Annotated in this window: 18 protein-coding genes; 6 read left to right on the forward strand and 12 right to left on the reverse strand. The window is 53.3% G+C overall.

Going from position 1 to position 22,905, the window contains the following annotated elements:
- Nucleotides 1-7 precede the first annotated feature (7 nt).
- Nucleotides 8-868 (forward strand): LysR family transcriptional regulator, encoded by an 861-nt coding sequence (locus tag OGY10_RS22130; RefSeq protein ID WP_003827509.1) that lies wholly within the window; start codon nt 8-10, stop codon nt 866-868.
- 91 nt (nt 869-959) lie between these two features.
- Nucleotides 960-1,361, forward strand: coding sequence for a nickel-responsive transcriptional regulator NikR (gene nikR, locus OGY10_RS22140; protein ID WP_003827507.1), 402 nt, complete (start codon nt 960-962; stop codon nt 1,359-1,361).
- 104 nt (nt 1,362-1,465) lie between these two features.
- On the opposite strand, the gene OGY10_RS22145 is transcribed toward nikR, so the two are convergent.
- From OGY10_RS22145 to OGY10_RS22190, 10 genes are all read right to left on the reverse strand, one after another.
- Entirely contained in the window at nt 1,466-2,590 is a 1,125-nt protein-coding gene (locus OGY10_RS22145) for an ABC transporter permease (protein WP_020996068.1), read from the reverse strand.
- The gene (rbbA, locus tag OGY10_RS22150) at nt 2,590-5,337 is read right to left on the reverse strand and encodes a ribosome-associated ATPase/putative transporter RbbA (RefSeq protein WP_191226691.1); all 2,748 of its coding nucleotides are present in this window, start codon (nt 5,335-5,337) and stop codon (nt 2,590-2,592) included. Before rbbA ends, OGY10_RS22145 begins: the two co-directional genes overlap by 1 nt.
- Nucleotides 5,334-6,401: an HlyD family secretion protein gene (locus OGY10_RS22155; RefSeq protein ID WP_003827499.1), complete on the reverse strand. Its 1,068-nt coding sequence runs from the start codon at nt 6,399-6,401 to the stop codon at nt 5,334-5,336. The genes rbbA and OGY10_RS22155 overlap by 4 nt, the downstream gene beginning before the upstream one ends.
- 352 nt (nt 6,402-6,753) lie before the next feature.
- Nucleotides 6,754-7,920 (reverse strand): iron-containing alcohol dehydrogenase, encoded by a 1,167-nt coding sequence (locus tag OGY10_RS22160; protein WP_100271801.1) that lies wholly within the window; start codon nt 7,918-7,920, stop codon nt 6,754-6,756.
- A 32-nt stretch (nt 7,921-7,952) separates the two neighbouring features.
- Nucleotides 7,953-8,267, reverse strand: coding sequence for a putative quinol monooxygenase (locus OGY10_RS22165; RefSeq protein WP_100271800.1), 315 nt, complete (start codon nt 8,265-8,267; stop codon nt 7,953-7,955).
- Between the two features lie 16 nt (nt 8,268-8,283).
- The gene (locus OGY10_RS22170) at nt 8,284-8,859 is read right to left on the reverse strand and encodes a glycerol-3-phosphate responsive antiterminator (RefSeq protein ID WP_003827492.1); all 576 of its coding nucleotides are present in this window, start codon (nt 8,857-8,859) and stop codon (nt 8,284-8,286) included.
- Entirely contained in the window at nt 8,856-10,415 is a 1,560-nt protein-coding gene (locus tag OGY10_RS22175) for an FAD-binding oxidoreductase (RefSeq protein WP_100271799.1), read from the reverse strand. Before OGY10_RS22175 ends, OGY10_RS22170 begins: the two co-directional genes overlap by 4 nt.
- Nucleotides 10,412-12,091, reverse strand: a complete 1,680-nt coding sequence (locus OGY10_RS22180; RefSeq protein ID WP_191226690.1) for a glycerol-3-phosphate dehydrogenase/oxidase — start codon at nt 12,089-12,091, stop codon at nt 10,412-10,414. Before OGY10_RS22180 ends, OGY10_RS22175 begins: the two co-directional genes overlap by 4 nt.
- Entirely contained in the window at nt 12,088-13,632 is a 1,545-nt protein-coding gene (locus OGY10_RS22185) for an FGGY family carbohydrate kinase (protein WP_191226689.1), read from the reverse strand. The genes OGY10_RS22180 and OGY10_RS22185 overlap by 4 nt, the downstream gene beginning before the upstream one ends.
- Nucleotides 13,629-15,119, reverse strand: a complete 1,491-nt coding sequence (locus OGY10_RS22190) for an MFS transporter (RefSeq protein ID WP_339328733.1) — start codon at nt 15,117-15,119, stop codon at nt 13,629-13,631. Before OGY10_RS22190 ends, OGY10_RS22185 begins: the two co-directional genes overlap by 4 nt.
- 545 nt (nt 15,120-15,664) lie before the next feature.
- Here OGY10_RS22190 and OGY10_RS22195 point away from each other — a divergent pair.
- The 4 genes from OGY10_RS22195 (at nt 15,665) to OGY10_RS22210 (ending at nt 20,733) form a co-directional block, all read left to right on the forward strand.
- Nucleotides 15,665-16,954: an MFS transporter gene (locus OGY10_RS22195; RefSeq protein WP_063941413.1), complete on the forward strand. Its 1,290-nt coding sequence runs from the start codon at nt 15,665-15,667 to the stop codon at nt 16,952-16,954.
- Nucleotides 16,926-17,951, forward strand: coding sequence for a zinc-binding dehydrogenase (locus OGY10_RS22200; RefSeq protein ID WP_191226688.1), 1,026 nt, complete (start codon nt 16,926-16,928; stop codon nt 17,949-17,951). The genes OGY10_RS22195 and OGY10_RS22200 overlap by 29 nt, the downstream gene beginning before the upstream one ends.
- A gap of 20 nt (nt 17,952-17,971) precedes the next feature.
- Nucleotides 17,972-19,153, forward strand: a complete 1,182-nt coding sequence (uxuA, locus tag OGY10_RS22205) for a mannonate dehydratase (RefSeq protein WP_100271795.1) — start codon at nt 17,972-17,974, stop codon at nt 19,151-19,153.
- A gap of 107 nt (nt 19,154-19,260) precedes the next feature.
- On the forward strand, nt 19,261-20,733 hold the full coding sequence (locus OGY10_RS22210; RefSeq protein WP_191226687.1) for a fructuronate reductase: 1,473 nt from the start codon (nt 19,261-19,263) through the stop codon (nt 20,731-20,733).
- An 11-nt stretch (nt 20,734-20,744) separates the two neighbouring features.
- Here the strand turns inward: OGY10_RS22210 and OGY10_RS22215 are convergent, their stop codons facing one another.
- Both OGY10_RS22215 and OGY10_RS22220 read right to left on the reverse strand, forming a co-directional pair.
- Nucleotides 20,745-21,422, reverse strand: coding sequence for a FadR/GntR family transcriptional regulator (locus OGY10_RS22215; RefSeq protein WP_416665136.1), 678 nt, complete (start codon nt 21,420-21,422; stop codon nt 20,745-20,747).
- Between the two features lie 105 nt (nt 21,423-21,527).
- On the reverse strand, nt 21,528-22,721 hold the full coding sequence (locus OGY10_RS22220) for a BaiN/RdsA family NAD(P)/FAD-dependent oxidoreductase (RefSeq protein WP_191226686.1): 1,194 nt from the start codon (nt 22,719-22,721) through the stop codon (nt 21,528-21,530).
- Between the last annotated feature and the right edge of the window lie 184 nt (nt 22,722-22,905).

Consider the following 22,905-nt stretch of genomic DNA (forward strand, 5'->3'; position numbering starts at 1 on the left):
ATGAGTTATGCACAAAACAACCCTCGAGCAGTGGGCCCTATTGGAGAAAGTGGTGGAGCTGGGCAGCTTCGCTAAAGCGGCGGAAGAGACCAACCGTAGCCAGTCTTCGGTAAGCTACAATCTGGCACTGTTACAGGAGCGACTTGGCGTAACGCTGCTGACCCCGGAAGGGCGCAGGGCTGTCCTGACACCGGCCGGAGAGCTATTGCTCAATCAGGTCAAACCGCTACTGAAGGCTTTTTTATGGGTGGAAACCCGGGCCGCAACGTTACAAAACGGTACGCGAACGCGGCTGGATTTGATGGTAGATAGCATCTTCCCACGCAAACGCCTGTTTGCCATTCTCAAACAGTTTCAGCAGGCCTGGCCGCAAACGCAGGTGCGTCTGACCGAAGTCCTGGAGAATGGTGATGCTCGACTGGCAGCACATGCCGATGCGGACGTAATGGTCCTGACCCGGCGTCAGGATGTCACCGGACGCGGCGAATGGCTGATGAATATTGACTTCGTGGCCGTGGCCCACCGCGATCACCCACTCTGCATGCTGGATGCGCCGCTGAATGAAGACGCATTACGCGCCTGGCCGCTGATTCGCATTGCCGATCGCGATAACCCACAACAACCGGCGCGTGATGCCTGGACCTTCTCGACCATTGATGCCGCGATTGATGCGGTGATGTATCAGGTCGGTTACGGCTGGCTGCCCGAGGAACGTATTCAGACGCAGCTTGATCAGGGGCTTTTACGCCCACTGCCGTTAAGCCATGGTGCTCGTCGCGCCACGCCTTTGCATCTGATCGTTAAAGATACTCTCGCTCCGCTGGATGAACAGGTCAGTACCCTGCTGCGTTTATTGCGAGAGCATTAACCTTTTCCCCGGATGCCGGACGTGTGTTACAAAATACGCTATTCCCCTTACCCCCTGTGCGCCAACGCGCCACATGAAAGGTTAACTGCAGATGCAACGAGTCACCATTACCCTCGATGACGATTTACTGGAAACGCTCGACGGCCTGAGTCAGCGCCGTGGCTACAACAACCGTTCCGAAGCGATCCGCGATATTCTGCGTGGCGCACTGGCGCAGGAAACTACCCTTGAACACGGCACTCAGGGCTTCGCGGTGCTCTCGTATGTTTATGAGCATGAGAAGCGTGATCTGGCCAGCCGCATTGTTTCTACTCAACACCACCACCACGATTTATCGGTCGCCACGCTGCACGTGCACATCAACCATGACGACTGCCTGGAAATCGCCGTGCTAAAAGGCGACATGGGCGATGTACAGCATTTTGCCGATGACGTGATTTCCCAGCGCGGCGTGCGCCACGGCCATCTACAGTGCCTGCCGAAAGAAGAGTAATTGCCTGTTTCGTTGCCGGATGCCGGATGGCGGCTACGCCTTATCCGGCCTACGTCCGTTATCGTTTGTAGGCCAGGCAAGCGAAGCGCCCCCGGCAATAATGATTACGCCATCGTGCCAATCGTCTTTCTGAAACGCAGCAGTGCAATCAGGAAGAACGCGCTACCAATCGCCAGTAGCGTCAGAAACTGCGGCCAGACAATGCTAAACCCGGCTCCGCGATAAAGTATCGCCTGCGCGAGACTGACGAAATGGGTAGTCGGCATGGTCAGCATAATGTCCTGCACCGCCTGCGGCATGCTTTCACGCGGTGTGGAGCCACCTGAGAGCATCTGTAACGGCAGCAGCACCAGAATCATCAGCAGCCCCAGCTGCGGCATAGAGCGCGCCAGCGTCCCCATAAAAATGCCGATCGAGGTGGTGGCGAACAGGCTCAGCGCCACGCCCAGCATAAACAACGGTATCGAACCTTCAATCGGCACCCCGAGCACGCCTTTTACCATCAGCATCAGCGACAGACCGGAAACCACCAGCACCACCAGCCCCATCGACCAGATTTTTGCCATCATGATCTCAAACGGCGTCACCGGCATCACCAGCAGATGTTCAATGGTCCCGTGCTCGCGTTCGCGGATCAACGCCGAACCGGTCAGCACAATCGCCAACATAGTGATGTTGTTGATAATCGCCATCACCGCGCCAAAGCGGGCGGGTTCCAGATTAGGGTTAAAGCGCATGCGCATTTCCAACGCCACCGGCGGCTCATTGTTATCGCGGTAACGCGCCACAAAGCTGTTCACCTCGCCGCTGATGATATTCTGGATATAGCTGTTGCCGGTAAACGCCTGGCTCATCCGCGTGGCATCGACGTTAACCTGTATATCCGGTTGTCGTCCGGCCAGCACATCACGCTGAAAATCAGGCGGAATGTTTACGGCGAAGGTATAGCGCCCGGCATCCAGCCCGGCATCCATTTCATCGGCAGTGATCATCTCCGGCGGTAAAAACCACGGGCGATAAAAGCTGTTCACAATCCGATTCGACAACTGCGACTGGTCCATATCGGCAATAGCAATCGGTGCCAGATGCAGCGAACCCGGCAGGACGGTCGCGGAAGAATAAACCGAAATCGTGAAGGCGAAGACGATCAGCGTCAGCATCGCTTTGTCACCCAGCAGGCTGCGCAACTCTTTGATGCCGAGGTTATAAATATTGCGTAATCGGCGCATCACCCCTCCTGTTTTTTCAGCAGTAATACGCTCAGACCAATCACCACCGGAATGGCTACCACCAGCGGAATAAACAGCTGCCAGAGATCGGTCAGATCCAACGCTTTAGAGAACGTTCCGCGCGCGATGGTCAGAAAATGGCTGGTCGGATAAATTTCACCAATCCACCGGCCCGGCCCTTCCAGCGAGGCAACTGGATCGATCATTCCGGAAAACTGCGTCGCCGGGATCAATGTAATAATCGCCGTACCAAAAATGGCCGCGATCTGGCTTTTCATAAACGTGGAGATTAACAGCCCCAGCCCGGTGGCAATGGTGACGTACAGCAGCGCAGCCAGCGTCAGGGTCACAAAGCTCCCCTTATGCGGAACGCCGAACACAAACACCGACAGCGCGCACAACAGCAGGAAGTTCAGCATGCCCAGCACGATGTACGGCAACTGTTTGCCGAGTAAAAACTCGCTGCGGGTCGTGGGCGTAACGTACAGATTGATAATCGACCCCAGCTCTTTCTCACGCACCACGCTGAGGGCGCTGAGCATGGAAGGGATCATCATCAACAGCAGTGGGATCACCGCCGGAACAATTGCCGGCAGACTCTTCACATCCGGGTTGTAACGATAGCGAGTTTCAATGGTCATCAGCCCGTTTTGCTCGCTGGCATTTGGCTGGCGCGCCATCACATCCTGCAGCCAGGTCTGGTGCATCGCCTGCACGTACCCCCTGACCGTTTCAGCGCGGCTTGGCATTGCGCCATCGACCCAGACGCCAATCTTCACCGGCGTTCCACGCGCGATATCGCGGCCAAAATTTGGCGGAATTTCAATTGCTACCGCAACTTCGCCTGAGCGCATCCGTTTGTCCAGCTCGTCATAACTGGTGAGCGGCGGTTGCTCGATAAAATAGCGCGATCCCGCCAGATTCAGCGTCCACGCCTGGCTGCTGACGGTCTGGTCGCGATCGAGCACCGAAAAACGCAGGTTTTCCACATCCATGCTGATGCCGTAGCCCATGATAAGCATCAGGATCACTGTGCCCATCAGCGCCAGCGTTGAACGTACCGGGTCACGTCGCAGCTCCAGCGCTTCACGACGGCTGTAGCTGAACAAGCGCCGCAGGCTAAAGCCTTGCCGCGGCGGCTTACTGTTTTCATGCACTGTCTGGACATTGGCTGGCGCTAACTGAGCTTCCGGCGCCGGGCCTGCCGCTTCCTGCAACCAGGAGATAAACGCCTCTTCCAGACTGGCAGCTCCACGCTGTTTCACCAGTTCCTGCGGCGTACCGCTGGCCAGTACTTTTCCGGCGTGCATCAGCGACATGCGGTCGCAGCGCTCCGCTTCGTTCATAAAGTGGGTGGAGATAAAAATGGTCACTTTGTCCTGGCGCGACAGATCAACCATCAGTTGCCAGAACATATCCCTCGCTACCGGATCGACCCCGGAGGTCGGTTCATCAAGAATGAGCATCTCCGGGCGATGGATCACCGCCACCGCCAGCGACAGGCGTTGACGGATCCCCAACGGCAGCGCACCGGGCAGCGCATCTTCGACATCGGTCAGCGAAAAGCGCTCACTCATCTCCTGCACCCGCCCAGGGATTTCTGCTTCAGGGATATGGAACAGCCGCGCATGTAGTTCGAGGTTTTGCCGGACAGTCAGCTCGCTGTAGAGCGAAAATGCCTGCGACATATAGCCTACCCGGCGGCGGGTATCGATATTTTTCGGGTCAACCGCTTGCCCAAACAGCCACGCCTCGCCTTCGCTTGCGGGCAGCAGTCCGGTGAGCATTTTCATAGTGGTGGATTTACCGCAGCCGTTGGAGCCGAGAAAACCGAAGATTTCCCCGCGCGGAATGCGGAAGTTAACGTGGTCCACCGCCACAAATTTACCGAAGCGCATGGTCAGGTTTTTCGCCTCGATGGCAATCTCTTCCTGCTCAGCGTGATACGGCGGGATCACTACCGGTTTATGCGCCTGGCGCTGGGCTTCAGGTAACAGCGCGATAAACGCCTGCTCCAGCGTGTTGCTGTTGGTTTGCTCACGTAGCTGCTGCGCGCTCCCGGTAGCTAACACCTCCCCGGCGTTCATCGCCACCAGCCAGTCAAAGCGCTCGGCTTCTTCCATATAAGCGGTCGCAACCAGCACGCTCATGTTGGTCTGCCGCTGACGAATACTGTTAATCAGATCCCAGAACTGGGCGCGGGACAGCGGGTCGACCCCGGTGGTGGGTTCATCGAGAATTAACAGTTCCGGGTCGTGGATTAACGCGCAGCACAGCCCCAGCTTTTGCTTCATCCCGCCCGAGAGTTTCCCGGCAGGACGGTCGCGAAACGGTGCCAGTCCGGTGCTATTCAGCAGCTCGGTAATCCGCGCCTCACGCTCTGCTTTGTCATGCCCAAACAGGCGGGCAAAGAAATCGACGTTCTCATATACCGACAGCGTGTGATACAGGTTTTTCCCCAGCCCTTGCGGCATCCATGCAATGCGCGGGCAGACATCCCGGCGATGTTTTGGGTCGCGCATATCGCCGCCCAGCACCATCACGTTGCCGTGTTCAATGACCCGCGCGCCGGAGATGAGCGACAACAGGCTCGATTTTCCGACACCATCCGGGCCAATCAACCCCACCATACAGCGGGCAGGGATATCCAGCGTGATATTGTTCAGCGCTACCGTTTTCCCGTAATGCTGACTCACGCCGTCAAGGTGCGCCACGGGAGGAACGGGAACCAGCGCCAGATGCGTCATTGCGGCAACCTCACCACCAGGTCGTCAGGCCAGGCGCGACTTTCATCAACACGCACCCACGCCATGCCCGGCAGACCGGTTTTCACGTACTCCAGATGCTGCTGCAACAGCTCTGGCGGGATACGCGCTTTGACGCGAAACATCAGTTTCAGCCGTTCATCGCTGGTTTCGACCGTTTTCGGCGTGAACTGCGCGACGCTAGCCACAAAGCTGATGGTCGCCGGAATACGCAGATCCGGCGCAGCATCCAGCACCAGCCGCGCTTCTCCGCCAATCTTCAGTAAACCAGCCTGTTCGGTTGGCAAGAAGAACGTCATGTAGACATCGCTGAGATCGACCATATTCAGCACGCGACCGCCCGCGGAAAGCACCTCGCCAGGTTCAGCTACGCGGTACTGTACGCGACCATCCCGCGGGGCTTTCAGCTCGCTGTCATCAATATCAGCCGCAATACGACGTTCGGTAGCCTGCGCGGCTTCTACGCGGGTTTGCGCCTGAATGATACTGGTGCGAGCGGCTTCAATGGCGGCTTTTGCCGCAGAGACCTGCGCCTTTGCGGATTCCAGTGCAGCGCGTGCGCTTTCTGCCGCAGCCCTGTCGTCATCCAGCTGTTGCTCAGACACAGCCCCACGCTGAGATAGCGAACGGGAGCGGACGTGGCGTTTAGAGACCGACTGCAGTTCCGCCTCACGCTGTTTTACCACCGACTGCGCGGCGCGCATTTCACTTTGCCGCTGCTCTAACAGCGCCCGCGCCGCCGCCACCGCACTTTCGGCCTCTTTGATTTGGGCTACCGCTTCCAGCCGCTGCTCCTGCAGCACGCGGGTATCCATTTTCGCCAGCACTTCGCCCTGACGAACAAACTGCCCTTCCGACACGAGGATCGTGTCAATTCGCCCGGCAATTTTGGTGGCAATATCCACTTCAGTGGCTTCAATTCTGCCGTTGCTGGCTGCAAACCCCTCCGGTATTCCCGCAGGACGAAGCATCCACCATGCTATCGCGGCCACCACGACCAGGATGCCCGCCACCCACCACATCATATGACGTTTAAACTTATCCATATTCGACCCGCCGTAATCCCTGTTATCAAACGATGCGTGTCACAAAGCCCACTGAACAGCTATTCAGCGGGAGATTCCATCCGGGATAAGAAGGAATGAGAAACAATGGCCAGAGAGCAGACAGGCATGTAAGCAACCTGCGCCGCGAAGGAAGTGAATGATGAAAATGCTGTGATATCGGGTAGTAATGTTGTCATCATCAGCGTTCCTGGCCGGAAATGAAACACGCATACTCATTACTGCTGTCTATTGAATACTAACACCTGGATTCAATATGTCTATTCGGTTGTAGCAGGTATGTTGCAGGAAAAAAATCGTGCCCGGCAATTCCTTCACCGGACACCTATAGTGCTTAAAAAGCCTGCTGATAAAGTCGCAACGCATCGCCTTCAGTAAGCGTCACGGGATTGTTATCCAGTAAACGGGTCTGCTGCATAGCATCGTGGGCTAACAGCGGCAGGTCCTTTTCAGGTACATCGACGTCACGCAGCCTGTTCGGCGCGCCGGTTGCGGCAATAATGTTCTCCATCGCGGCAATAAACGACTGGGTATCGTTTTCCAGGTCCCCTGTCACCTTCGCCCCCATGACGGCTGCCAGCTCACCATAAAGTGGAGCCGCCGCTGACGCGTTAAACTGCAGCACTGGAACCAACATCAGCGCATTCGACAACCCATGCGGAATATGGCGTCGTGCGCCCAAGGGATAAGCCAGCGCATGCACTGCCGCCACAGGGGAATTGGCAAAAGCCTGGCCTGCCAGCATCGCGCCCAGCAGAACATTTTCTCGCGCTTCACGGTTGTTCCCGTCACGACATGCGGTCACCAGATGGCGACTGATTAAACGTAACGCCTCGCGGGCCAACGCATCCGAAAGCGGGTTCTTCTTATGCTTGCTAGTATAGGCCTCTATCGCATGCACCATCGCATCTATCCCGGCAGCAGCAGTGTGGACCGGCGGCAACCCCAGCGTCAGTTGCGCATCCAGTAGCACCAAATCACCATACAGTTGCGGGGAGACAATGCCCATTTTGCTATCATCATGCGTCGTTAAAATGGCAATATTGGTGACTTCAGACCCCGTACCTGCCGTAGTGGGAATATTTACCAGCGGCAAACGTTGACCAACAACCTTGCCAACCCCGTAAAGTTCCGGCAAGTCTTGTTCAGAGTTGATTAACACAGCCACCAGCTTCGCGACATCCAGCGAGGAGCCGCCGCCCAAGCCAATAACCATGTCACAGTGGCCATCGCGAGCTACCTGTATGGCTTCGCGAACAAGGTGCTCATGCGGATCTGGTTGAACCCGATCATAAACCGTCACCTGAAACCCTGCATCTTGCAGGCTATGCAAAACAGGCGGCAGAATCCCTGCTTTGACCAGTCCAGGGTCGGTTACCAGCAATACACGACGCGCGCTAAAACGCTGCTGAAGGAGCTCTCCTAATCGTGCCGCACCCGTCCATTCGACGATGATCTCCGCTACCGTCGTAAACGCAAAATCCTTCATAACATGGTTCATTGATGTGTTCCTTGTAGTAAGAAAGACAGCGTTTACCTACGCGGTTCATCGGGAGGAATGTGAAAGCTTTTCACCTCTTTACGCTCCAACAGCGGAGTAATAATTCCAACACCAATGCGCTGAAAATGTTCCGTTTGTCGGTGAAGTTCAAGACCTTGTGCGCAACGATAAGTCTCAACAATCACAAAGCGATCGCCGTCTTCCGTGGAACGGAAAAACTCATAGGTGATATTTTCAGGCTCGTTACGCGTCGCCTCCGCCAGCATGCTGAGCGCATCGTTTACCTTGTCGCCCATCGTCGGTTGGGCAAAATAATGTGCGACAACAAACAGCTGCGTATTTTCCATTTTGGGCTCCCGGTGGTTAACGTAGAAGATTCACATCCCATAACGCACTGTCGCTGCTTGAGACGGCTATCGCGCCGTGCAACAGTGCTGTCTGAGCATGCTCCTCATTGCAGACAAACCCGGACGCCACAATCGGCGGCAACACATTACGATCGGCCTGCGGAAGCAACGGCAGCATCTGCGCGGGCATCAGTTGCACATAATCAGGTTCGCTTTGCTCCACCGCTTTCAGGCTGCGTAGCCAGGTGGAACGGTCAGTGACAAAGATTTTCTGCATAGTCACCAGCCCGCATTTTTTCGCACGCTGTACGGTTTGCAAACGCGTAGAGAGCAGCCCCATCGCCCCTGTTTCAGCCACATAATCGATGCCACCTTTATCCTGCGACAGCCCATTACAACTATCGATATTGACGATGACGTACTTTCCCGCCTTCGACAGCAGTTCGATCACTGGCTGGAGCTTAATCAGATCAATATTGGCAATAATGCAGACTTCAGCTTTGCTGGACAGCGCGGTTTTCAGTTGCTCAATGCCGTAAATCGCCATGATGATGGGATGGCGTGCCAGAAGCACGCCAAGGTTTTTGATCATGATTGACCTTCCTGATGTGAGTGCAACTTAGCGCTTAACCCCAGTTTGCCCGGGTTCAGTATATTCTGCGGATCCAGCGCCTTTTTAATATCGGCCAAAACCGAAAGCGATTCACCTAAAGAGGCCTGCATATAAGGGGAACGAAGCAGCCCAACGCCATGGTGATGGCTGAGGGAGGCATTGCGTTTAATCAGCACCGCATTTGCCGCGTCCCATGCCGCACGATACCACGCCCCGCGTTGCTCAACCGCCACATCGCCACGCAGCGAGAAGTAAAGGCATGCGCCATCGACGTAGGCGTGGGACTGGTGCGCTGAACCGGCCAGCGTCCCCGGTACAGCGTTAATCGCAGCCACCACATCATCATATACCGCACTGAGATCGCGCCAGCGTCCCACCATTTCCAGCGTGTCCGCCACCAGGCCGGGGCTTTTCTTAAAACCTTCAGCGCTTTTACCCGTCAGATACCGGGTATCCAGCCAGCGTTCAAAGATGGCCTCACCGTCAAGTTCCTCTCCGCTCTGCTTACAAACACGTTCACTGATAGCCAGCACCGCGTCGACCATGTCTGGCTGTCCTTCGTCCGCAATGAGCAGGACATTGGTCTCTGGCAGACCAAACTGCACGCCGCTTTCCAGATTATCGTACAAACGTAGTGCCGCCGGATTCGCACCATGCTGTAAGATTTCACGACATGCCTCCAGTCCACTGGCAAAACTGGAAAAACCCCAGGCGATGGCGCGGCCATAATCCGGCAAGCGATGAAGCTTCAAACGCACACGCACAATCACCCCCAGCGTGCCTTCCGAACCAATGAACATTTGCTGTAAATCCGGTCCGATAGCGCTGCGTGCATAACCGCCCACGGTGATTAAACGCCCATCGGCAAGCACCACATCCATCCCAAAAACCATATCTTCAATTTTGCCATAGCGAGTAGAAAGCTGTCCCGCGCCACGACAGGCGACCCACCCACCCACGGTACTAATGCCAAACGAAGACGGCCAGTGGCCCATCGTCATACCGTACTCTTTCTGGATGGTTTGTTCGAAAACATCGCCAAACATGCCGGCTTCTACCTCAACAATCTGACTTTGCGGGTCAAAGTCGATAAATTTGTTGAGTTCGCAAACGTCCAGCACGATCCCCCCACGCAACGGCAAGGCGGCTCCGGTAACGTTACTGCGCCCGGCAGAAACCGTGACCGGGATGGCGGATTCACTGGCAAGACGCATCACGTCCTGAATCTGTTCCACGGTGGAAACGCGCACAATCACCCCTTTTGAGGTGGCGGGGGCGCCCTGGGTTTCCGCAATCATCGAACCGGCCCACCAGTCGCGGGTCCAGGTAATCACATCGGCCTCAGACGTCAGCACTTCATCGGCAATGACCCGCAGACGGTCAAACGTCGCTTCGCTTATTGCAACGGGATCAACCTGCATTCCTTTTGCGCCACCGCTGCGGGTGATGTCCGTTGCCCATGCGGGACGAGTATGTGCGCCAACGGTATAATTTCCACGGTTGTAACCACGTTTAATCGCTTCTTTACTGATCATTCTGATGTCCCCATAAGCATTGATTTTTCATGTTTAATTGCGGCCTGATAGCTGGCGACCTGTTTGGCCACGTGCTCAGGATGTAATCGGAGTTCTTGTTGCAGTATTTCCCCAACGCGTTCAGCTGCAACGGCTGATGCATCGCGCGCCATCAGGCGAGCACGAATTCGGCGCGACAGCACATCGTCAACGGTGCTGGCAAGCTCATGGCGCACGGCGTACACCACTTCCGCTTCGGTATAGGGAAGCCCTGCGACGATAGGCTTCATGAGCGACGGATCGGCCTGGATAATGTCACTGACAAAATGGGCTTCAGTACCGTAGCGCTCGCCCAGATGCGCAGACAGACCACCTGAAGCCAGAATGGCCTGCGGGTCATAGCCAGCCGCGCCAAGCAAATACGCAGTTTTCGTTGAGCAGGCCTTCTTACGACCCAGTATTTTGCTGGCCGCGTCGATGGTTTCTTCCGCCATATGACGTGATGTCGTCAGCTTGCCGCCGACGATGGTAATGAGCCCGTCCGCTGAAACCCGGATCTCATGGTTACGCTTCATCTCAACGGTCTTTCCACCCGCCACGCCCACCAGAGGACGGCAACCGGCGATACTTCCCACCACATCTTCCGGGCGCAGATCCGTTTTCAGCGCCGAGTTGGCCCCTTCCAGCAGAAAGTCCAGCTCAGTGCGATTACAGTGAACATCGTTCAGATCGCCCTGATAGTCCTCATCCGTGGTGCCCAGATAGGAGACGTTACCCCAGCGCGTTATGGTCGCGCGTCGGCTGCGTCCGGCAACCGGGATGGTCACCGTGCAATCATTGCGAATCTTCATCCATGGGATCGCGACGTGTACCCCCTTCGCCGGGCGAATATTCAGAGGAGATGCCTCTCCTTTTTTCAACCCGTTCCAGTCACGTAGCCAGACGCCCGTCGCCATAATGACCACCCGCGCCTTAACCTGAATTTCTCGGGCATCGGCATACACAATGGCCCCATTGACTTTGCCGTGCTGGTCACGAGTGGTTTCAATAACTTCGGCATGGTTCGTCACCGTCGCCCCATGAAACACCGCCGTGCGCACCAGGGCCAGTGTTAATCTGGCATCGTCAACACGGGCATCGAAATACATAAAACCACCGGAGAGTTGTTCCTCTTTCAGCGTAGGGCAGTGCGACAGTACTTCCGCCGGAGTCAATTTTTGGTGAAGGATACCTTCCCGCCATCCGCCGGCGAGATCGTAGGTCCAGAGCAGACTTTCAAACGCCGAAGACATGCGCTTATCAAACACACCATTCTTATCAAGCACCGGAAATAAAAAAGGAAGCCGCTGCACCAGATGGCGAGCGTTCCGGCGCATACGCTGGCGTTCGAGCAAAGAGTGACGCACCAGCCCCAGGTTCCCCTGCTCGATATAACGCAGACCACCGTGCACCATTTTTGATGACTTGGATGACGTCCCCGAAGCGAAATCGCTTTTTTCAATCAGCGCGACCCGATAGCCACGCAGGCTGGCATCCAGCGCCGCATAGGCTCCCGTCACGCCGCCGCCGACAATCAGGATGTCGTAGGTTTCGCTTTCAAGTCGGTCCAGTTGTTCAGGTCGCTGCAGACGCAACGGTTCTGCGCCGTACATTTCACTACGTGTTTTATTGGGCTTTCGCGAAGGGAAAAACTTCATGAGTGGGTACGCTCCTGATTAGCTGAAGTGAAGCTGCTGGCGGCATCTATTTCGAGCGCAATACGCATCTCCCAGCGGTTTATTTTTTGTTCGCGAAGGTCATGACTGATTTTGGGTTCAAACAGGCGCGCTGTTTTCAGCGTGGCGCAGGCATCGGGCAACGAGTCCCACAGCAGCCCATCGGCCCCTGCCAGAAATGCCGCACCACGTAAGCTGGCCCGTGCCGTTTCGGCCATCCGCCGTACGGGGATCCCGCTAACATCAGCCTGGATTTGCAATAACGTATCGCTATTGGATAACCCGCCCCCAACCACCAGTTCTTGTGCAGGTATGCCGGTTGCCGCTTCATTCGCACGAATACAGGCAGCGACCGAATGCGCAATACCTTCCAGAATGGCGTAAGCCACCTGAGGGCGTGTGGTCGAGATTGAAATACCGTTAAGGGAGGCGCGGGCCTGCGGTTGCAGATGAGGAACACGCAGACCCGTCAATGCCGGAATGAAGCTCACGCCGCCAGAATCACTGGCCTGCGCAGCCAACTCGCTAATTTGTTCGGGCGAGTCAAACCAGTGCAGCTTTTCGCACACCCAGTTCAAAGCCGAACCGGTAGTTGGAACGAAAGTTTCTACAGAGAAGTGTGAACGCCCTTTTTGGCGGCGTGCCGTCATTGTGAGCGTGCTTTCACAACTCTTATTCAGCGTCGGTACCGTCGACCCCATCATCAAATCGACAAAGCTGCCGGTCCCATGCATACAAAAAGCCTGTCCGCGCTCAGTACAACCCAGGCCGATAGCCCCCGCAAACTGATCTCCGGCACAGGCCCGGATCGGGACGCTAATTCCGAGGATATCTTCACGCGTGGTGCCAAAATCATCAGCATCATCATGTAATGATGGCAGCAATGACGCCGGGAAATTCAACGCCTGCAGCCAGGGCAAATGATACTGATGCTCGTTAAGGCAATACGCCCCAGCAGACGTGGCGTTAGTGGGGGTAGTGACACATTTTTTTTCTTGCGCCAGATGCCAGAGTAACCAGCTGTCAACGGTGCCAAACACCAGCGTTCCGGCCTGGTGCGCCTTCTTCACTGCCGATGTGTTGGCGATATGGTATGACGCCCAGAGGTAAGGAGAGCGTATCCCAACCGGCCGGCCGACGAGCGGCAGCAGCTTCGCATCCCATTGTGGGGCAAGTTGCGCCAGTTCATGCGTAAAACGGGCATCCTGCCAAACCATCGCAGGTGCCAGCGCCTTGCCAGTGCCTGCATCCCAGAGCACAGCTGTGGAACGTTGCGTAGCAATCGCCAGCGCCACAATGCGCATCTTGCTACGCTGGGCGTTGGCAATCGCAGTACGACAGACCGCAATGGTGGCCTGTAGTATTTCATCAGCATCTTGTTCAACAACGCCATGGCGCTGGCTACTGACCTGAAGCGGTTGGTATTCCAGGCAGTGGACCTGGCTATTTCGCGCCACCACTGCCGCGCGCGTACCGGATGTCCCTTCATCTATCGCCAGAATTACATCTTCATATTCAATCATTTCGTGCTCCTGTTTGACTCGGGGGCCATCGACTCTGGATAAGACGGCTGTGATGGTGCAAACTGCGGAGCGCCAGGCTCGTTATCCGGCTGGATGGTCGTGCGAGTGGGATCCCACGGGATCGCAAAACAGACGATGCTCGCAAATAGCGGAACGGCGGACATGATCAGGAAAGTTGTTTGCAGACCGTACAGATCGCGGAAGACGGGGAAAATAAACAACCCAAGAGCCGCACCGATTGCGCCAAGCGCCCCCACCACACCGTTGGCACCCGCCCGTAGTTCACTGCGAAAAGAGAGTGATGAAAGGCTTTTCCCATTTGCGCCAGGCCCGCCAGAGTGACAAAGAATAAACAGCGCAGGGACCAGCAAAGAGGCCCACAGCGGCATACTGTCGCTGAACAGTCCCAGCGTGAGCAGTACGAGAAAAGCCACGGCAAAACCGATCGCCGACGAACGACGCAGGCCCAGGCAGCGACCTATAGCGGGCGACAGGAAGCCGCCAATGATACCGAAAACGTTAAAAAACAGTGAACACAATGTTGCGTAGACAAAGTTCTTACCGAACATCGCAGCGCTAATAACCGGTAAATACCAGCCGACACCAAAATATTGTATTGATTGACAGATCTGAACCGTAGAAGCCAGAATCGTACGCGGTAAATAAACACCACGGAATATTAGCAGCACATTTATTGCACCTTTTCCCGCTTGCCCAATGACCGGTTCTTGCTCCGTTTTTGGTGCCAGAATAAAATTCTCACCGTATATTTTATTCATAGCGTTCACGGCCTCAGAAAGACGTGATTTTCTCGCCAGCCATACCGGGCTTTCAACTAAATAACGAAACTGGAAGAACAGGACAATTAGTCCGCATAATGCTGTTACGGCAATAGAATAACGCCAGATAGCATCGCCAACATCCCAGGAATAAAACATCAGCGCCAATGCCAGGTTTAAACACACCGCGACATACCACACCCCTTGCCAGGTGTTTAAACGGCTTTTTAGTTTCACCGGGGTGAACTCCGCTAGCATCGCCATGGCCACGGCAAAATCCATCCCGTAAGAGACGCCAACGAAGAAGCGGCCTATGATAATGGTGCTGAAGCTGGAGGACGACATCACCAGCAACGCACCGATCACCGCCATTATTTTGGCAATAATCAGCGGCGGAACACGTCCCCAGCGATCGGCAATCCAGCCGCCGATGGGGTTAAATAATATGGCAACCCACGATGAAAATGAGGTCAGCAGCGCAACTTCGGTCGCGCTCAGATTTAAATTGCGGGTCATTGGGTTTAATCCAGCACTGAGGGCTGAATTTGAAAAAGCGTCAAGAAACAGACCACCTAGCGCTAACCACCAAATAACACCGGCTCTGTCATTTATTTTTCCATGTGAGTCGATGAAATTAATAACATCATCAACACCACGGATTTTTATCGGATTCGAGAATGAGCATGCGGACATGGCTTTCCCCTTCATAATATTTGGAAGAAGGTCGCCATTAGCTAAAAAAATGCAATAAGAGACCATCTTAATTTCACAGATAGTCTCTTATCTAAAATCTGTATTTTTCCACTCTAGAAGGTAACGGAAAGCGTGTCAAAGCGACTTTACCGGTTGACTTTGATTTTGTGATATGTAGCACAATTGTTAACAAATGATTACATTAATAACGTTTGCCGCGGCATTTCTGGCTGATGCCTGCATGCCTCTATGCGATGGCTGGACATTCCCTCAGCGTTAATACCAGATGTATGCTGAGCATACGTCGTTTCCTCGGCGCATCGTTAATGCAAATCCGCAATAAATAGACCTTGAGTATACGATTAGGTTTATCACAAATTACCAGAGTACAAATAAAGTCATTTAAATTCATTAGATTACGATTAACTCCCTTTTCTTGTCGTTATTTGCAACGTTAATTTTTCGTTATGTTGATCACATTAATATCAAAATGATAGTGATCTTAAAATAGGATTTAAATATTGTGGTCAGGCCGCTAGACCACAATAAGAGGATATATCATGAAAAGAAAAACAATGGGATGGCTTATCGTTTTTCTTCTATTTATAGTTTACATGCTTAACTATATGGATCGTTCAGCATTGTCGATCACCGCTCCACTCATTGAAAAGGAATTAGGATTTAATGCCGCTGAAATGGGTATGATTTTCAGCGCATTCTTTGTTGGCTACGCGCTGTTTAACTTTATCGGTGGCTGGGCCAGCGACAAGTTTGGTCCTAAGACAGTATTTTTGGTCGCCGCATTACTTTGGTCAGTATTTTGTGGGATGACCAGTTTAGTTACCGGTTTATGGACTATGCTGGCTGTACGCGTATTATTTGGTATGGCCGAAGGACCAGTTAGCGCAGCCGGCAATAAAATCATCAATAACTGGATTTCGCGTAAAGAATCCGCCACTGCGATTGGTATTTTTAGCGCCGGTTCACCGTTAGGTGGTGCAATTTCTGGTCCGGTCGTTGGCCTGTTGGCACTTTCATTAGGCTGGCGTCCGGCATTTGGGATTATTTTCCTGTTTGGTTTAGCCTGGGTCATTCTCTGGTACTTCATTGCCAGTGATAAACCCTCCAAAAGTAAACACCTTGCCCCGGAAGAGCGTGTCGATTTTGAAAACCATGACGACATTATTTTAGCGGATGACGGTAAAGCAATGCCTTCTCTTGGCTACTACATGAAACAGCCGATGGTGTGGGCAACGACGCTGGCCTTCTTTAGCTATAACTACATACTCTTTTTCTTCCTGACCTGGTTTCCAAGCTACCTGAATCACTCATTACATCTTGATATTAAAGAAATTAGCATTGCTACCGTGATCCCGTGGGTGATAGGCGCAATCGGTATGGTTCTGGGCGGCGTATGTTCTGATTTTATCTATCGCGTTACAGGAAATGCCCTGCTTTCTCGACGTCTTATTCTCGGCGTGTGCCTGGCTGGTGCGGCGATTTGTGTTGGCGTTTCAGGCACAGTCACCACCATCAGCAGCGCCGTTGGACTGATGTCTGTCTCGCTCTTCCTGCTGTATCTGACCGGGCCAATTTATTGGGCTGTTATTCAGGATGTAGTGCATAAAGATAAAGTCGGTAGCGTCGGCGGAGCCATGCATGGGCTAGCGAATATTTCCGGGATTATTGGCCCACTGGTCACCGGATTCATCGTTCAGTTCAGCGGTAAATATGATTACGCATTCTATCTTGCTGGTGCTATTGCGATTGTTTCCAGCTGCCTGGTATTCGTATTTGTCAAAAATAAAGGATTGAAAGAAAATGAAAGTCAAAGCTGTTTACATCAATAAACCTGGTGAAATTGAAACCCGCTGGGTTGATTATCCTGAAAAGAAAGATAATGAAGTGCTGATTAAAGTTGATGCTGCCGGAATATGTGGTTCTGATATTGGTGCATTTCGCGGAACTAATCCTTTAGTAACCTACCCACGTATTATTGGTCACGAAGTTACGGGCGTGGTTATTAAAGAAGGCAATGGTATGCCGGCCAACATAAAAGAAGGAGACCGCGTAATTGTTGACCCTTATATCTATTGTGGTCACTGTTATCCCTGCTCGGTAGGCAGAACAAATTGTTGTGAGAATCTAAAAGTAATTGGCGTGCATATTGATGGCGCAATGCAGGAGGTGGTTGCTCACCCTGCGCATTTGATTCACAAAATCCCTGATGACGTGGCCTCCGAGATGGCACCACTGGCAGAACCGCTGACCATTGCGTTACATGCGCTACATCGGGCCAAACTTACCGCAGGGGAACATATCGCCATCATTGGGGCGGGTGCGATAGGTCTGATGGCGGCACTTAGCGCATTACGTTATGGCGCGACACCTATCCTGATCGATATCGTGGAAGAAAGACTCCAGTATGCCAAATCGCTGGGCGTCCCGTACGTTATCAATCCCTCGAATATGCAGGTTGTTGACGCGATAAAAGATATTACGCAGGGCACGATGGCCCAGGTCGTGGTTGAAGCCTCTGGCGCAAACAGCGCGATTCGCGAAACGCTGGATCTGGCCTCTTTTGCTGGTCGTATTGCCTTCACCGGCTGGCCAAAACAGGAAACATCGTTACCCACCAATCTGATCACGCTTAAGGAACTGGATCTTCGCGGATCCCGCACCAGCGCAGGCGAGTTTGAAGAAGCGTTACAGATGCTTGCAACGCTGAACATCAATCCTGCGGATGTTGTCAGCAAAGTAGTGAGTATTGATGAGGTTCCTGCCGCTGTAAAAGAACTCGATCAATACCCGGAACGCTATCTGAAGATCAATGCGACCTTTCATTAATTTTCCCAGGAGATAAAACAATGGAACAAACCTGGCGTTGGTATGGCCCGAACGATCCCGTGTCGTTGTCCGATGTTCGTCAGGCCGGAGCAACCGGCGTAGTAACAGCGCTTCATCATATTCCAAACGGTGAAATCTGGTCCGTAGAAGAAATTCTCAAACGTAAAGAGATCGTAGAGAAAGCCGGTCTGGTCTGGTCTGTCGTGGAAAGCGTGCCGATTCATGAAGATATCAAGACCCATACAGGGCAATACGATCTCTGGATTAGCAATTACCAGCAGACGCTGCGTAATCTTGCCCAATGTGGCATCTATACCGTGTGTTACAACTTCATGCCGGTTCTGGACTGGACGCGCACAGACCTGGAATATGAATTGCCAGATGGCTCAAAAGCCCTGCGCTTTGACCAGATTGAGTTTGCCGCCTTTGAGCTGCATATTCTCAAACGTCCGGGAGCCGAAGCAGATTACACCGCGGATGAGATAGCTCAAGCGGGTGAGCGTTTCGCCACCATGAGCGAAGAGGACAAGGCGCGACTGACACGAAACATTATTGCCGGTCTGCCAGGCGCCGAAGAAGGTTACACGTTGGACCAATTCCGTCGCCACCTGGCGACTTATCAAAATATCGACAAAGCGGCCCTGCGCGAGCACTTTGCCTTTTTCCTGCGGGCCATCATCCCGGTTGCGGAAGAGATTGGCGTACGTATGGCCGTGCACCCAGACGATCCGCCGCGCCCAATTCTTGGTCTGCCGCGTATTGTCTCCACCATCGAAGATATGCAGTGGATGGTGGAAACCGTCAACAATATGGCGAATGGCTTCACAATGTGTACAGGCTCTTATGGGGTGCGCGCAGACAACGATCTGGTAGATATGATTAAACAGTTCGGCCCACGGATTTACTTTACGCATCTGCGCTCCACGCAACGCGAAGATAATCCCAAAACCTTCCATGAAGCGGCACATCTTTCCGGTGATGTCGATATGTACAACGTGGTGAAAGCGATAGTCGAAGAAGAAGAGCGCCGTAAAAATGAAGGTAACTCTGTCTTGATCCCCATGCGACCAGACCATGGTCACCAGATGCTTGACGATCTGAAAAAGAAAACCAATCCCGGCTATTCCGCTATTGGACGTCTGAAAGGTCTGGCTGAAGTACGTGGTGTTGAGCTGGCTATCCGGCGCGCCTTTTTAAGTTAGTCAGATTATTGCCGCATGGTGTCCATCGCTATGCGGTTTTTCATTCCGTCAGGACCGGTCTTTGATAGCACATCATCAAAGAAGATCTTCAATGACAGGAGGTTGTCATGGAACAAAATCTCGCCAACGCTCAGATTTCCACCCCGCGCCCATTCTGGGATCGTTCACGCCTGGTTTCTCGAATCGTACATCTTGGCTGCGGGGCCTTTCACCGCGCCCACCAGGCACTTTATACCCATCATCTGCTGGAAAGCAGCGACAGCGACTGGGGTATCTGTGAGGTCAACCTGATGCCCGGAAACGATGCCACGCTGATTCAAAATCTAAAGGCGCAGGATCTGCTTTATACCGTTGCCGAGCGTGGGGCGCAAAATACAGAACTTAAAATCATTGGTTCGATGAACGAGGCTCTGCATCCAGAATTTGATGGCAGAGATGCAATTATCCGCGCAATGGCGCGCCCGGAAACCGCCATTATTTCACTGACAATTACCGAGAAAGGTTATTGTACCGATCCCGTCAGCGGCGAACTGGATCTGAATCACCCGTTTATCCAGCATGATATTGTAAACCCGCAGTCACCAAAATCGGCGATTGGCTATATTGTCGAAGCTCTGGCGTTGCGTCGCAAGCAGGGATTAAAGGCCTTTACCGTGCTGTCCTGCGACAACGTGCGAGAAAACGGCCATGTCGCGAAAGCAGCTGTCCTGGGGCTGGCAGCGACCCGCGACCCGCAATTGGCCGATTGGATAGCCGCGCATGTTACGTTTCCTTGTACGATGGTGGACCGCATTGTCCCAGCAGCAACGGATGAGGCATTAGCGCAAATCGCCGGGCAGCTTGGCGTGTACGATCCCTGTGCCATTGCCTGCGAGCCGTTCCGCCAGTGGGTTATCGAAGATAACTTTGTTAATGGTCGTCCGGACTGGGATCGAGTTGGCGCGCAGTTTGTGGAAGACGTAGTGCCGTTTGAAATGATGAAGCTGCGTATGCTCAACGGCAGTCACTCTTTCCTCGCATACCTTGGTTATCTGGGTGGCTACGAGACGATTGCCGATACGATGACAAACACGGCGTATCGCAACGCTGCGCTGGCGTTAATGCTTGATGAACAGGCTCCAACGCTGTCGATGCCTGAAGGTACAGACCTGGCAGGTTATGCGGAGTTGCTGATCGCAAGGTTTAGCAATCCATCGTTGAAGCACCGAACCTGGCAAATTGCGATGGATGGCAGTCAGAAATTACCGCAACGCTTGCTAGACCCCATTCGGCTTCATCTTGAACAAGGAGACAACTACCGTCGCCTGGCTCTGGGCGTTGCAGGCTGGATGCGCTACGTCAGTGGTATAGATGAAAAAGGCAATCCAATTGAAGTGGTCGATCCTTTGGCGGAACAGTTTCGGGCTATTTATCAGCACTATCCGTCAACTGGGGAGCGTGTCAGGGCACTACTGGCAATTGACACTATCTTTGGGCGGGATCTGCGCGATAACACCGACTTTGTTGAGCATGTCACCGCTGCCTGTCAGCAATTGCACAGCTTAGGCGCCCGTGCAGCGGTAGCCGATCTGAGTCATTAACGCTTGTTGTTTCAAAGACCCACGATCTGCCTGACGTAAGCCAGATGTTCCAGCGATTTTTGATAAGCACCGTCAGCATCCGCCTGGCGAATCGCATCCACAATTGCTTTATGTTGCTGATTCATAATGGTTAACACATCCCGGTTGCCGGAGCGTTTGTCTAGTCCGGCATACGGGATGTTAACGCGTTGCTCCCACAACATACGCGACATATCGAGCAAGACGCGGTTCTGACTGGCTTCAGATACCGTTAAATGGAATTGCTTATCGAGAGAGTAAAAACCATGGACATTGTTTTCACTAATGGCTTTTTCCATGCTGAGGTGCAGCGCTTCAAGCTGGCTAATAAGCTCATCTTTGCCTGCTTCTGCAGCAAGACGTGCGCAATGGCTGTCAACCAACTCTCGCGAATAGAGTATTTCTTCAACCGTATAATCACTGGCAGAATGCTTTTTATCAGTAACAATAACGCCATTACCGGACTGGATGGTGATCCACCCTGAGATCTCAAGCACAATCAACGCTTCTCTGAGCGATGCCCGACTCACGCCAAGTTGCTTCGCCAGTTCACGTTCAGGGGGCAAGAAACTTCCCGGCGGAAAAATACTATCGTTGATGAGCTTAATGATGAGATTGGCTATCTTTTGATAGAGCCGCTCCTGTTTTACCTCAGGAATAACCATGTGCATCCCGTTCCCTTTTGTGTACGATTTTTAACTGATTTATCTTATCATTCCCGGAGTTAAGAAACGCATGCCTGAGTCAGTTCCTTGTAACAGAGGTAAACAAATTCACTATCCAGATACCAAATCCCGCGCACATGCCCAGGCACTCGACCATGCCCACTGAAAGTTATAGCCACCCAACCAGCCGGTGACGTCCATCACTTCGCCGATAAAGTAGAGCCCTGGCACTTTGCGGGCTTCCATCGTGCGCGATGACAGCTCGTTGGTATCAACGCCGCCCAACGTGACTTCAGCGGTACGATACCCTTCCGTACCGTTCGGCTGCACCCGCCACTCGGTCAGCGTTTCAACCAGCGTTAGCTGATCGCGCACGTTAAGCTGCTTCAGAGACACGTCAGGAATTTGCCCTAACTGCTGCAGGCATTCCACCAGACGCTTTGGCAACTGCATTGCTAAGGTGTTCTTTAAGCTCTGGTTAGGGTGTGCGCTACGTTGTTCGTCAAGGAAGCTCGCAAGGTCAACATCCGGCAACAAATTAATACTGACAAATTCGCCTGGCTGCCAAAAACTGGAAATCTGCAAAACAGCTGGGCCCGAAAGTCCTCGGTGTGTAAAGAGCAGATTTTCGCGAAATACGGTGCCATCCTCGGCGGTGATAACGGAGGAGACCGACACGCCAGAGAGCACCTGAAGCTGCTCCAGCAGTGGCTTATGCAATGTAAAGGGCACCAGTCCCGCGCGCGTTGGCAACACCTTCAGTCCGAACTGTTCGGCAATTTTATAACCAAACGGCGTTGCCCCCAGACCCGGCATGGAAAGCCCACCGGAAGCGATAACCAGTTTTTTCGTGCCGACCGTCATGCCGTTCAGTTCGAGGGTGAAACCTTCATCATCCTGCACCACGCTCAGGACTTCGCTCCGTAACCGCATAGTTACGTTACCTTTTTCACACTCGTCTACCAGCATATCGACAATTTGCTGAGCGGAATCATCGCAGAACAGCTGACCCAGCGTTTTTTCGTGCCAGGCAATACCGTGTTTGCCCACCAGGTCGATAAAATCCCACTGCGTGTAACGCGCCAGTGCCGATTTGCAAAAATGCGGGTTTTGGCTCAAATAGGCGGCCGGTTCGACATAAAGATTGGTAAAGTTGCAACGTCCCCCGCCAGACATGAGAATCTTGCGTCCTGGCTTTTTACCATTATCAATAAGCAGTACTCGACTACCTGCTTGTCCTGCCTGCGCGGCACAAAACATACCCGCTGCGCCAGCGCCTATAATAACGGTATCAAACCTTTCCACGTTGCGATCCTCTCTAAAAAGCGGGTGTGAATTGTAAAGATTCCTCAGTGGTCGCACCAGCACCAAACTACCGATAAAGGGTATTTAACTGAAATATATAGGATAATTCTTTAGTGGTGTAAAACAAAGCAGGAGACAAATCAAAAAAACTCTATATTTCACTTTGCCCGCGCCGCCAAAGTCA

Origin of the sequence: Citrobacter sp. Cpo148 (assembly GCF_030332375.1) — a bacterium.
GTDB classification, from domain to species: domain Bacteria; phylum Pseudomonadota; class Gammaproteobacteria; order Enterobacterales; family Enterobacteriaceae; genus Citrobacter; species Citrobacter portucalensis.